At 40.4% G+C, this 12,449-nt stretch carries 13 protein-coding genes; all 13 read left to right on the top strand.

From position 1 onward, the window contains the following. Nucleotides 1-990 (top strand): O-antigen ligase (locus CIK92_RS03035; RefSeq protein WP_094388122.1); only part of this gene is annotated, 990 nt, incomplete at its 5' end. Further along, nucleotides 987-2,066 carry a glycosyltransferase family 4 protein gene (locus CIK92_RS03040; RefSeq protein ID WP_094388123.1) on the top strand — a complete coding sequence of 360 codons (1,080 nt, stop codon included), beginning with the start codon at nucleotides 987-989 and terminating at the stop codon, nucleotides 2,064-2,066. The genes CIK92_RS03035 and CIK92_RS03040, both read left to right, overlap by 4 nt. Nucleotides 2,067-2,099: 33 nt before the next feature. Next, the gene (locus tag CIK92_RS03045) at nucleotides 2,100-2,687 is read left to right on the top strand and encodes a hypothetical protein (protein ID WP_144289317.1); all 588 of its coding nucleotides are present in this window, start codon (nucleotides 2,100-2,102) and stop codon (nucleotides 2,685-2,687) included. Beyond that, nucleotides 2,687-3,496, top strand: coding sequence for an MBOAT family protein (locus CIK92_RS03050; protein WP_158214723.1), 810 nt, complete (start codon nucleotides 2,687-2,689; stop codon nucleotides 3,494-3,496). The genes CIK92_RS03045 and CIK92_RS03050 overlap by 1 nt, the downstream gene beginning before the upstream one ends. 7 nt (nucleotides 3,497-3,503) lie before the next feature. Further along, nucleotides 3,504-4,430: a hypothetical protein gene (locus tag CIK92_RS03055; RefSeq protein WP_144289318.1), complete on the top strand. Its 927-nt coding sequence runs from the start codon at nucleotides 3,504-3,506 to the stop codon at nucleotides 4,428-4,430. Nucleotides 4,431-4,443: 13 nt separating this feature from the next. Then, nucleotides 4,444-4,971 carry a serine acetyltransferase gene (locus CIK92_RS03060; RefSeq protein ID WP_094388127.1) on the top strand — a complete coding sequence of 176 codons (528 nt, stop codon included), beginning with the start codon at nucleotides 4,444-4,446 and terminating at the stop codon, nucleotides 4,969-4,971. A gap of 5 nt (nucleotides 4,972-4,976) precedes the next feature. Further along, complete coding sequence (locus CIK92_RS03065) at nucleotides 4,977-5,498, top strand: DapH/DapD/GlmU-related protein (RefSeq protein ID WP_094388128.1); 522 nt, start codon at nucleotides 4,977-4,979, stop codon at nucleotides 5,496-5,498. Then, nucleotides 5,495-6,535, top strand: coding sequence for a glycosyltransferase family 4 protein (locus CIK92_RS03070; RefSeq protein ID WP_094388129.1), 1,041 nt, complete (start codon nucleotides 5,495-5,497; stop codon nucleotides 6,533-6,535). Before CIK92_RS03065 ends, CIK92_RS03070 begins: the two co-directional genes overlap by 4 nt. A 1-nt stretch (nucleotide 6,536) precedes the next feature. Then, on the top strand, nucleotides 6,537-7,556 hold the full coding sequence (locus CIK92_RS03075; protein ID WP_094388130.1) for a CapA family protein: 1,020 nt from the start codon (nucleotides 6,537-6,539) through the stop codon (nucleotides 7,554-7,556). A gap of 14 nt (nucleotides 7,557-7,570) precedes the next feature. After that, the gene (locus tag CIK92_RS03080) at nucleotides 7,571-8,521 is read left to right on the top strand and encodes an ATP-grasp fold amidoligase family protein (RefSeq protein ID WP_094388131.1); all 951 of its coding nucleotides are present in this window, start codon (nucleotides 7,571-7,573) and stop codon (nucleotides 8,519-8,521) included. Nucleotides 8,522-8,544: 23 nt separating this feature from the next. Next, nucleotides 8,545-9,318, top strand: a complete 774-nt coding sequence (locus CIK92_RS03085) for a glycosyltransferase family 2 protein (RefSeq protein WP_094388132.1) — start codon at nucleotides 8,545-8,547, stop codon at nucleotides 9,316-9,318. A gap of 11 nt (nucleotides 9,319-9,329) precedes the next feature. Further along, on the top strand, nucleotides 9,330-10,418 hold the full coding sequence (locus CIK92_RS03090; RefSeq protein WP_158214724.1) for a nucleotidyltransferase family protein: 1,089 nt from the start codon (nucleotides 9,330-9,332) through the stop codon (nucleotides 10,416-10,418). Nucleotides 10,419-11,106: 688 nt separating this feature from the next. Further along, complete coding sequence (locus tag CIK92_RS03095; protein WP_094388134.1) at nucleotides 11,107-12,396, top strand: DegT/DnrJ/EryC1/StrS aminotransferase family protein; 1,290 nt, start codon at nucleotides 11,107-11,109, stop codon at nucleotides 12,394-12,396. Nucleotides 12,397-12,449 lie beyond the last annotated feature (53 nt).

Below are 12,449 nucleotides of genomic sequence, written 5' to 3' on the forward strand. Positions count from 1 at the left end.
TTTACATTTGTAAATATTTTAAATAAATGTGGCTATAATACTCCCGTATTTCCATTCTCAATGTTTATGTGCTTTATTTTGATGCTTTTTCTACTTGTGCATAGTCTGATTGACAGGAAAGCATTATCTTATTGTATGTATGGAATGGCATTTGGAGGGATTCTCATGTCTGTTTTCTTTGCTTTAGGTATTGGCATTGAGATAGGCGAGGATTTGCGATTGGTGATGTTTGGAGAAAATCCAAATGCCCTAGGAATCTATATGGGGCTATCTTCTATTGTCATTTTGAATGGTTTTATATTAAATGACGAATTGAAATTAAAGAAATTCCGTTTGTTGTTTATTTTAGCATTCATTCCAATAGTTGGATTACTATTTGCAACGGGTTCACGTACTGCATTTTTGATTTTTGCGTTGTCCGTTATTGCTATTATAGGATTTTATCCTACAAAATCTGCATTGGGAAAAATTGCTTTCATCATTTTGGGTATTGTATGTTGTTCATACGCATTTAACAAATTAGTAGATAGTGATTCTATATTAATCGAACGACTTACTACAACAGTAGAAGAAGGTAATAGTTCAGGTCGTGACAAGATTACAGAATCTTTAACACCTTACGTGTTTGAATCTCCTATTTGGGGGTATGGGCAGACTGGATACGTTAATGTGGCCAAGACAGCGTTAAATCATATCTCAATCATTGGAGGAGTAACTTATGGTTTCAGTCCTCACAATGTGGTCATGGAATTATTAATTTACACTGGAATAATAGGCTTAATCTTATGGCTAATATTTTGGTGGAAGATTGGCAAGGAATCTTGGATTTTATTTAAAGAAAAGAGATTGTTGATGGTAGGTCTGATGTGTATTCCTATGCTTGCTTGTATCCTCTCTGGACAGTTACTTACAGCCAAGTGGGCGTATATTCTTTATGCATATATCATGTCTGAGTACTATTATTTAAGAAATCCACTACAAAAGATATGAAACGAATCCTCTTAATAACTGAAAACCTCGGCTCTGGTGGAGCTGAGCGGCAGATATGTGGTTTGGCGGTGATGCTGACGAAAGCGGGATATCCTTGCCGGTTGATTACTTACGTGGAGAACCAGTTTTATGAGCCTTATCTGCGCCAGCATGGGGTGGACTATGAATTGGTTCGAGAGCTATGGGACAAAAAGACACGTGTGCTCAAAACGGCGAGATACGTCAGACGGTATAAGCCGGATGTTGTAATCTCCTATTTGCCTTCCGTGAATCAGACGATGTGCTTGGCAAAATTGTTGTTCAAAACCAAATTGATTGTGTCCGAACGGAATAATAATACTGGCATTACGCGAAGCGACAAGATACAATTCAACTTGTATCGGATGGCGGATGCTATTGTACCCAATTCTCACAGTCAAGGAGAGTTTATTCGCAAAAACTTTCCGTTTCTTGCTTCCAAGGTTCATCCAATTATCAATTTCGTGGATGTCAAGCGTTTCACGCCTTCCGAGGTTCCTGCTCAAAACGATGTGCCGAGGATAATAACTGTGGCTCGTTACACACAACAGAAGAATGTACTGACTTATATGAAGGCCATTCGTATGATCAAGGAGATGGGCTTGAAGGTTCACTTTGACTGGTATGGCGACAAAAAGCATAATGCAGCCTACTATGCCGAGGTGGAGAAAGAATACCATTTGCTTGATATTGCGGGTTACCTTACACTTCATAACCCCAATCAGAAGATTGAAGAGGAATACCGTAAGTCGGATATTTTCTGTCTTCCAAGTTTGTTCGAGGGATATCCGAATGTGGTGGCAGAGGCTATGTCTTGTGGCTTGCCCGTAATTTGCAGCAATGTCTATGAGAATCCCTATATCGTCGAAGAGGGCATCAATGGATTCCTATTCAATCCGGAAAAAGCAGAAGATATAGTGAAAGCCATTAGGCAAATTATCAACCTTTCACCAGAAGAATGCAGGCAGATGGGATTACGAAATCGCCAACTCTGTCTGGAGCGCAACACGGAAGAGGCGTTTTTGAAAGCGTATGTGGAGTTGATCGATAAACTGTAATTCGAATTTATGACTTTCCAATCTCTTGAATATTTGATTTTCCTTCCAGTAGTATTCATCCTCTACTGGACAGTGTGCCGTGGAAGCAAGACGCTCCAGAACGGACTTATAGTGGCGGCAAGCCTCGTGTTTTACGGTTGGTGGGACTGGCGGTTTCTCGGGCTGCTGCTCATCACTGCCTTCTCCACCTACTTTGCAGGAATATGGATGGGCAGTACTGCCGACGAAAAAAAGCGCAAGCGGATCAATGTAGGTGCGATAGTACTTAATATCGGAATCCTGTTTTTCTTCAAGTATTTCAACTTCTTTGTGCAGTCGTTTGCTGATGCGTTCTCGCTGTTTGGTACAGAGATAAACGTGCATACATTGAAGATTCTGCTGCCTGTGGGCATCAGCTTCTATACGTTTACGGCTTTGAGTTACAGTATAGATGTGTATCAACGGAAGGTAGAACCAACTCGGGATGTGTTGGCTTATCTCGCTTACGTGATGTTCTTCCCAAGCATCTTGAGCGGTCCTATCAGTAGGGCGCAGAAGCAGTTGCCTCAGTACTTCAAGAAGCGGAGCTTTGATTACGATAAGGCTGTAAGTGCATGCAAAATTTTGCTACTGGGGGGGTAATGAAATTATGTCTTGCAGACCGTTTAGGAATATATGTGGATGCTGTTTATGCCAACATAGCACAACATAATGGCACTACGCTTCTTTTCACATCGATAATGTACACCATACAGATATATGCCGACTTTGCAGGCTATTCGCTGATGGCTATCGGTAGTGGACGGCTCCTTGGCATTGAACTACAGACAAACTTCATCCGTCCGTATTTCGCAAAGACCGTAACGGATTTCTGGCGCAGGTGGCATATCTCGCTTACTACTTGGTTTCGTGACTATATCTATTTCCCTCTCGGTGGCAACCGTTGCAGCAAAGCCCGATGGATACTCAACACGATGATTGTCTTTACGGTGAGCGGTCTCTGGCATGGTGCTGCCTATACCTTTATTATATGGGGAGCGATGCATGGAGCTTGTATGGTAATTGAACGGATAATATATGGTGACAAGATTAAGAATGTTGCGGACGGTTTTTCTATGGCGAATCTCCTGCGTTGGATGATGACCTTCGCCATCGTTAATTTCGCTTGGATTTTCTTTCGTGTGAGTGACCTGAGAGATGTGAAGATGATCTTTAACAAGCTATTTACGGAACCGGGGAGTCCGTTTGTCGACACCAATATATTCCTGATGGCCTTCATTGCGATGGCGATCGTATTCATCTATGATTTCATCGAGGAGAAGCGATTGAACATTCATCTGCTCAGTTCTCGTTTTATGGCGGTGCGCTATGCTACTGTCGTATTGCTGGTGGTTTATATATTGGCGTTTGGTGTGCTCAATGGCGGTTCTTTCATTTATTTCCAATTCTAAGACCATTATGAAGAAAGGTTTGTCAAAATTTTGTGTTGCAGTTTTAGTAGTACTGACAATGGTTACTGTAGTAGATGTGACAATTGGTAAAGTGATGGATTGGATGCTGCCACAAATAAGCAATCAAGGTGATACTGGAAAGACATATTACTCGCTTAACGATGTACACACACCAGTTGTTATAGTTGGTTCGTCACGTGCTGCACATCATTATGTCACTCAGATAATAGAAGATTCGTTAGGTATGCCTGCATACAATGTTGCCCGTGACGGTTGCTTCTTTAGTTATAATTGTTGTGTGGTGAATTCTATTCTTGATCGCTATACTCCTAAATTGATTATATGGGAGAATGGAACAGAATACTTATTTGATGGCTTTGATGATCCTTTGGAGAATCTTTATCAATATTACGAGAAAAATCCGTGGGTAACATCTGCCATTCAAGAAGAGTTGCCATGGACAGAATATGCAAGGCTAAATAGCCGGTTATACCAATACAATTCTATTATTCATCGCATATTAATGCGCTATCGTGGACGAAGCTCATTTGTGGACGAGACAGAAAAAGGCTATTTACCTCTGCAACCTAAGAAGTTGAAGAAACAATTGGAATTGAAACAGGTGGAGCTGAATTGTACGGAATTGAGCAAGACAAAGGTAGAACGTTTCAAGGCAACGCTTTCACGTGCAAAAGAAAAAGGTGTAAAAGTTGTAGTTGTAGACTCTCCAATGTATAGAGTTTGCGATATGAACAATAAGTCAGCCGTGGAAATGCAGAAGATATGTAATATGTATGGTGCATTGTTCTTAAACAACTCTCAGTTGCCTGATTTTGTTGAACATAAAGAGTTCTTCAATGATCCTACGCACATGAATACAATAGGAGCAGTTTCATACACCAAAATGTTTTTGAATCAGATAAAAACTATTTAATAAATAATATGTTATGAGTAAATTCAATGAATTATATAATGCTGATATTGCTCGTTATAGAGGTAAGCCCGAGACATATATCAGAATTTTCCTTTTTCTCTATCGCAAGGCCTCGTTAGCCTCCTTTGCTCCATTGAAACTTATATATAAGGCTTTATTCCGAATATGGGCAAACCGTAGAGGGTTGGAAATATCTGCAAGTCAGCAGATTGGGGGGGGCTTATATTTGGGCCATGCCTATAACATCACCATCAATTGCAGAGCAAAGATAGGACGCAACTGCAATATCCACAAGGGAGTTGTCATCGGTCAAGTGAACAGAGGAAGCCGCAAAGGTTATCCTACTATCGGTGATAGAGTGTGGATAGGCATCAATTCGGCTATCGTAGGAAATGTTACTATAGGCGATGATGTCATGATAGCTCCCAATAGTTTTGTAAATATAGATATACCTTCACATTCCGAAGTATTTGGCAATCCTTGCATTATCAAGCATAGGGATTGGGCAACAGAGGGGTATGTTAATAATATAGTAGAATAAATAGTATGAAAATAAAGAAACTCTTATGCTTGGTTGCATATTACGGATTTGCAAAGTATTTGCCTGCATCAACAAGTCCGATGACACACTGGGCCAGAAAAATCAGACGTGTAATCTGTCGTCCCATTTTTGATAAATGTGGTGATAATGTAAATATTGAAAGTGGTGCCCATTTTGCAAATGGGGGGAGTATTTGTATAGGTTCTGGTAGTGGACTTGGTGTCAATTGCTCGGTGCATGGTCCGCTTAAAATAGGTAATAATGTAATGATGGGGCCAGATGTAACTATTCTTACTCATACTCATAACATAGAGCGGACAGATATTCCGATGGGCAGACAAGGTATGCGTGAAGCTGAGGTTATCATTGGAAATGATGTTTGGATAGGAATGAGGGTTATTATCATGCCTGGTGTAAAAGTAGGCGATGGAGCCGTAATCGGAGCTGGAGCAGTTGACACAAAAGACGTACAAGCTTTTGCTATTGTAGGTGGTGTGCCTGCTAAAATAATAAAATATAGAAAATGAATAAAGTTTTAGTTATCGGGGCATTTGGTTATGAAAACAACCAACTTGATGGACAAACGATAAAAACGAGGAATGTATATAACCTTCTTCAAAAGAAACATGAAGGCGAGCATTCATATATAGATACTTTAACGCTAAGGAAAAAGCCATGGTTAGGATTTGTAATGTTGTATAGGCTTATAACTTGCAACACGTTGATAATTCTGCCTTGTTTGAATAATCTCACTATCTTGTTTCCTCTCTTTTACTATATGTCTAAGATATTCAGATTTGACATTATTAGTATATGTATAGGAGGATGGCAAGTAGAGTATTTTTTAGGAAGCAAAAAGTTCAGATCTCATCCAAAACAGATGAATATGAGCAAAAAAATAAAGGCCTTTCTACCAGAGATGATAAAGGTGAACGATGATTTGATAAGCATGTGTGGTTTTATAAATTCAGAAGTTTTTCCTAATTTTCGTAAATATGAAAGGACAATTCAAGAAATTACTAATGAGAAGGGTTTGAGATTAGTATTTATGGCCCGTGTAAATAAGATGAAAGGGTATGACGTAATATTTAACTCTCTCAACTTCATTAGAAATAATTGCCCCAATAGCAGCATTACATTCTATGGAGGAATCGCTCTTGAAGATAAAGATGATTTCTTAAGCAAAGTGGAAGCGAACAATGATATTGTTTCTTATAGAGGGCTTTTAGCTCCAGAAAAGATACATGAAACGTTAAAACGATATGATGTGATGCTTCTGCCAACAAAATATTACACTGAGGGATTTCCCGGTAGTATTTTGGATGCGTATATATCTGGAATTCCAGTTATTGTGACAGAATGGAAACATTCGCATGAGTTTGTTTCTGATGGAAATACAGGTGTTATTGTACCATTCGAAAATAACCAAGAAGTTTTTAACAATTCTATTTTAAGTCTGTATAAAGACAGAAACAAACTGAATTATATGAAGAAAGCTGCATATAAAGAAGCTGATAAATACTCTGAAGAAGTAGCTTGGAATGTTCTAAAAAAATATCTATAATATGTTAGTATTCACTGGAGATATAAATCTAACCGATTGGTATTTCAATGCAGGTTTTGGTATTGGTACCAGAATTGCCAATGGTTTTGACCCTTTCCGTAAGCTTGAAAGAAATGCTAATGATCTTTGGGTTGGCAACTTCGAAGGAGTGGCATCAAATGTGACAGAAAATGTAGGCTTTGCAGGAGAGGTGTTTAGGGTACAGCCAAGAGTTTTGCAAAATCTTAATCACTTTGATGTGTATGGTCTTGCCAACAATCATGCAATGCAGCATGGCAAAGAAGCGTACCAACAGACATTTGATGCTATATGCGGATATGGCTCAAAATGTTTTGGAGCAAATAAACAGAAGTCTGTTGTAATGAATCATCAAGGAAAATCGGTATCGTTTACAGGTCTTTGTTTTCGCATTGATGATTTTACGGATGAGCCTTCATATTGGTATAATCCTGAATATAAGGAAATAGAAAAAGAACTGAAGTCATTACCAGTGGACGCATTCAAAGTGCTCTACATTCATTGGGGAAATGAGTACATAAACCGTCCATCGTCTGCACAAAAGAAGTTTGCCCATTGGTTGATTGACATCGGTTTTGACCTTATAATAGGTATGCATCCTCATGTGCTTCAAGGATATGAGGAATATAATGGTAAATACATATTCTACTCACTTGGAAACTTTGTTTTTGAGATGGCTTGGGAACCTACAAAAATAGGTGCTATAGTAAAGTTTGACCTTGACACGAAACAGCCAAGCGTAGAATATATATATATCGAGAATGACAGTACTCCTGTTGTAGTAGAAGAATCAAAGATACCTGCAGAATGGCGATTTGGCTACTTGAATGAAGTTCTTAAGAAAGAAGATAACTCAGAACAGTATCATGCGGAAATAAGTAGGAACTATGCTGCTTATAGAAAAGCCAATCACAGATATATTATCAATAATATGATTAAACATCCTGCATTGGGAAACTGTCTGTTGAAGGACTTTATAAAAAGAAGATTTTTGAAAAAATAAAAAAACAATATAGTATGGCATTTCATCCAACATTAAGCAAATCAGGCAGAATTATGTTCTGGCCGTTGATTAAGTTTACAGAGTTTATGGGTAATCACTTTCCTGAGACTTTGTTGAAAATTCGTTATCGCTACGTGTTCAAGGAACCGCTAAACCTTAAGAACCCTCAGACATTGAATGAGAAAATATTGTGGGCGAAACTTTATTCTGACACTACAAGATGGACAGAATTGGCTGACAAGCGAACGGTGCGTGACTATGTGGAGAAAATAGGTCTGGGTGACACATTGGTGAAGCTCTATGCCACTTGGTATAAGAAAGAGGAAGTGAACTTTGATGTGCTACCTGATACTTTTATCATTAAGGCAAACAATGGTGACGGCAAGGGAACAAACAAGATTATACGTAAATCGGAGCTCACTCCAAAGAAGAAGGCTGAGTATATAGAAATGATAGGGGAATGGTTGAGTCGCAAGAATATCGGTGCGCTTCATGCAGAACCTCATTACAAGAATATGAAGCCTTGTGTTATAGCAGAAGAGGTGTTGCCATTAGAAAAGGGTGCTACATCGTTGACTGACTATAAGATGTGGTGTTTTAATGGTAAGTGCTACTACACATGGATATGCAATGACCGTAGTGCTGGTGGCAACAGTGCTCATGTGATGACATACGACATGGACTGGCAAGCACATCCAGAATTTTCTGTATTTAATTCAGACTATCTGAGAGGAGACATTATTCCTAAGCCTAAAAACTTCGATAAAATGGTGGAGATAGCAGAAAAACTGTCAAAGGGTTTTCCTGAACTTCGTGTTGACCTATACAATATAGATGGAAAAATATACTTTGGCGAATTGACCTTCACCTCGCAGGGTGGATTCATGGACTTCTATACTCCAGAATTCAACAAGATGCTTGGTGAGAAGTTCAGTATAAATGATTTCCCTTTGAAGAAGAAGTAAATAAAGGGATAAGGAATTGTATTATGCAAGATTATGGATTAGTGTCTATCATCACTCCCACTTGGGCGTGTGCAGACTTCATTGCTGAAACAATCAAAAGCATACAGAGCCAGACTTACCAGAATTGGGAGCTGCTGATACAAGATGATTGCTCTAAGGATAATACGCAGGAAGTTGTAAAGCCGTTTATTGAGAGGGACAATCGTATAAAGTATGAATGTAATACCCAGAATTCTGGGGCTGCAATAACCCGCAATAATGCTTTGCGTAGGGCAAGGGGACGCTGGATCGCCTTCCTTGATTCGGATGACTTGTGGTTGCCTGAGAAATTGGAGCATCAACTGAAGTTTATGTCGGAGAATGGCTATGCCTTCTCTTATCATGAATATACGGAGATGAGCGAGGACGGCAAAGACTTGGGTGTGTATGTGTCGGGCATTAAGAAAGTAAGCAAGTTGGCTATGTTTATGTGCTGCTGGCCAGGATGCTTGGCTGTGATGTACGACAGAGAAAGGATAGGACTGGTGCAGATAAAGGATGTACGTAAGAATAATGATACAGCTCTGTGGCTGAAAGTTGTCAGAAGAGCTCCTTGCTATTTGTTGAGGGAGAACTTGGCAAAGTATCGTCGCCGTCAGGTGAGCATTACCCCTAAGCCATTATGGAAACGTATATGGGCACATTATCCTTTGTTTCATGTGGCAGAAGAGATGAATCCTGTGATGGCAACATTTTGGACATTGATGAATGTCGTGGGTAATGGCTGGAAGAAGATGTGGTATGTAAAGAGACAATGAATAGGACCATAATGGATAAGTCTGCTGAAACATTATTGCGCTTGTTGGATATTGCCATAAATGGACGAGCGTGTGATATGATAAATAATGTGGATTGGCAGAGTGTAATGAATCTTTCACAAGTGCAAGGTGTGCGCGGGCTGGCGTATGAGGCATTGGAAATATTGAGGCAAGATGATGCGACTTGCTATTCTTTTCCTGATCGCATGACATTGATGCAATGGTATGCCCAGACGGTATTTGTGGAGAAAAGGAATGCGCAATATACAGATTGGGTAAAGAAACTTGTGGAACTCTGGAAGGAACATGATATTAAAACTATCGTTTTCAAAGGATTGGCTCATGGTAGATATTATCCTAAGCCAGCACATAGGGAGTTTGGAGACTTTGACTGCTATTTGACGGATGCACATGGAAACTGTGCTTATAGGCAGGGAAATGAGATAGCTCGTGATAAAGGTATGATGGTGGAGGATGGATGGTACAAACATTCGCATATTGGTTATAGGAATCTGACAATCGAGAACCACCGGTACTTTACTTCAGCCCGTCGTGGTGGTACGGATTTGGCTCTGCATAAATACATGGTTGAGGCTGTAAAGAATAGCAGTCAACTTGAAAGATTGGAAGGAACTGACATTTATGTGTTGCCCGTTGAGGCCGAGGGGTTGTTTATGCTTTATCATTCATTGACGCATTTTCTGGTAGAAGGTATTAATCTGCGGCATTTTGTGGATTGGGCTTGTTGGATTAAAGCTAATCAAGATAAGGTGGAGTGGATGGGCTTTTATTCGCTATGCAAAAGATTCAGATTGGATGGATTTGTAGATGTGCTTAATTCTATTGCCGTAAATTATCTTGGTGTGGAATTGCATGACAAAACTATTTTTACTGATAGCGAGTTTGCCGAAAGGGCTATAGATAGTGCTTTGTATGATGATTCTTTTATTTACAATCGTGGCAAAGGACAATGGTATCAGCGTCGGCATGTTATCGGCAATGCATTCAGACATTCATGGAAATACAAAGATGTGGCACACTATAATATGATAGGTTATGTGTGGCAGTTTGTGTATGGTTTCTTAAGAAGAAAAGAATAGCGGTAAGCACTCAAATTAGGGCTTATATTAGGAAGAAGTATCTTCGATTCTGAATTTGCACATTGACTTATGTATGGCAGTGAAGATTTGGAAAGGTTCTATTTCCAGTGATAGACGGAGGCAATGCCTTAGTTCTCAAGTAACAAAGTTCTTTATAATATATTCCACAAATGGCACACAGATACCCATTTAGGATGAGGTTAAGAGACGCAGGTCGGCCGAAAGTAAGGTGGATGGCTTGAATGCGAAATTGGACTATGTGGAATAGTTTACATAGTTTCAGATGCTGTAGATTATATTATCTGCGAAACAGCATATAGAGGGAATATGTTGACATGACGAACGGTATCTTTACCTTCTTTATGAGTATAACAAAACTCTCTGAAATTCTCTAATGAGCAACGGATGGCCTCGGTGATATGCTTCTCAGTATAAAAGCCCACAGACTTTTCATTCCACCTTGGTTTCCTGCTTTGACTTCAATGGGAAGAATATTAAGATGCGATGGCAGAAGATAGTCGATTTCTGCTAATTTGTTAATTGCTGTATTTCAGTCGCAAAGATAACAAAATGAAATTATCCAAACAAATAAATCGCCGGAAAATGAAATTATCCAAACAAATAAATCGGCGATAATCGAAATTATCCAAACAAATAATTTGAACAATTAGATATTTATAATCATATTATGACAATGAAATTGCGTAATGTGCCTTTCTCTCCGCCGGATATGACGGAGGCTGAGGCGGCAGAAGTGCGTGATGCCATTTTGTCTGGTTGGATAACAACCGGACCGCGCACAAAGAAGTTGGAAAAGGAAGTAGCCGAATATGTGGGTGTGAACAAGGCAGTATGCCTGAACTCGCAGACGGCTTGTGCTGAAATGGCGCTGAGGCTGTTGGGCGTAGGCGAAGGTGATGAGGTGATTGTGCCTGCTTATACCTATACGGCAAGTGCTTCGGTGGTAGAACATGTTGGGGCTACGCTCGTCTTTGTCGATGTGCAGAAGGATTGCCTCGAGATGGATTATGACGCTGTGGAGAAGGCCGTGACTCCTAATACTAAGGCTATTATCCCTGTTGATTTGGCCGGTATTCCCTGTGACTACGACCGTCTGTTCGAGATAGTGGAGCGCAAGAAGGACATCTTCGCTCCTAAGACTGACTTGCAGAAGATGCTTGGCCGTGTTGCCATCTGTTGCGATGCAGCCCATGCCTTTGGTGCTTCGCGCAAGGGAAAGATGGTGGGCTCGATAGCAGACTTCTCATCGTTCTCGTTCCATGCCGTGAAGAATCTGACTACTGCTGAGGGTGGTGCACTGTCGTGGAATCTGCCGTTCGGCAATGAGCTGGTGGTGAAAGATTTGGACAAGAATGAGGACAATACCTTCAGCGGTGTGCCAGAGATAGTGGGCGAGACCTGGAATGAGAATCTTTATCGTAAGGCGCAGCTGTTGAGTCTGCATGGACAGAACAAAGATGCATTAGCTAAGACTAAACTCGGCGCTTGGGAGTATGACATCATTGGTACATGGTATAAGTGTAATATGACTGATGTGGTGGCTGCTATCGGACTGGTTCAGATGGACCGCTATGAGGGCATGCTGGCGCGTCGCCGCCAGATGATAGGTCGTTATGATGAGGCTTTTGCGGGACTTGATGTGGCTGTGCTGAAGCATTATACCGAGGACTATACATCGTCTGGCCATCTGTATCTGGTGCGTCTGCTCGGCAAGACGCGTGAGGAAGCAAACCAGGTGATAGAAAAGATGGCAGAGCGGGGTATTGCAACCAATGTACACTATAAGCCTCTGCCTATGATGACGGCCTATAAGAAGTTGGGGTTTGACATCAAGGATTTCCCCAATGCTTTCCATGCGTTTGAGAACGAGATTACGCTGCCACTGAATACCAAAATGACTGATGAGGATGTGGAGTATGTGATTGATAATTTCGTAGAGATAGTATCTGAATTGTAATTAATACAAAAGCCCGAAGATAGAGGTATAATATCTTGAACTTCGGGCTTATT

Source organism: Prevotella sp. P4-67 (genome assembly GCF_002251325.1).
GTDB lineage: Bacteria > Bacteroidota > Bacteroidia > Bacteroidales > Bacteroidaceae > Prevotella.

What these genes read in the sequence shown, in the direction of transcription:
- CIK92_RS03040 (WP_094388123.1), top strand. Translation starts at nt 987, where the DNA reads ATGAAACGAATCCTCTTAATAACTGAAAACCTCGGCTCTGGTGGAGCT.
- CIK92_RS03050 (WP_158214723.1), top strand. Translation starts at nt 2,687, where the DNA reads ATGAAATTATGTCTTGCAGACCGTTTAGGAATATATGTGGATGCTGTT.
- CIK92_RS03055 (WP_144289318.1), top strand. Translation starts at nt 3,504, where the DNA reads ATGAAGAAAGGTTTGTCAAAATTTTGTGTTGCAGTTTTAGTAGTACTG.
- CIK92_RS03060 (WP_094388127.1), top strand. Translation starts at nt 4,444, where the DNA reads ATGAGTAAATTCAATGAATTATATAATGCTGATATTGCTCGTTATAGA.
- CIK92_RS03065 (WP_094388128.1), top strand. Translation starts at nt 4,977, where the DNA reads ATGAAAATAAAGAAACTCTTATGCTTGGTTGCATATTACGGATTTGCA.
- CIK92_RS03070 (WP_094388129.1), top strand. Translation starts at nt 5,495, where the DNA reads ATGAATAAAGTTTTAGTTATCGGGGCATTTGGTTATGAAAACAACCAA.
- CIK92_RS03075 (WP_094388130.1), top strand. Translation starts at nt 6,537, where the DNA reads ATGTTAGTATTCACTGGAGATATAAATCTAACCGATTGGTATTTCAAT.
- CIK92_RS03080 (WP_094388131.1), top strand. Translation starts at nt 7,571, where the DNA reads ATGGCATTTCATCCAACATTAAGCAAATCAGGCAGAATTATGTTCTGG.
- CIK92_RS03085 (WP_094388132.1), top strand. Translation starts at nt 8,545, where the DNA reads ATGCAAGATTATGGATTAGTGTCTATCATCACTCCCACTTGGGCGTGT.
- CIK92_RS03090 (WP_158214724.1), top strand. Translation starts at nt 9,330, where the DNA reads ATGGATAAGTCTGCTGAAACATTATTGCGCTTGTTGGATATTGCCATA.
- CIK92_RS03095 (WP_094388134.1), top strand. Translation starts at nt 11,107, where the DNA reads ATGACAATGAAATTGCGTAATGTGCCTTTCTCTCCGCCGGATATGACG.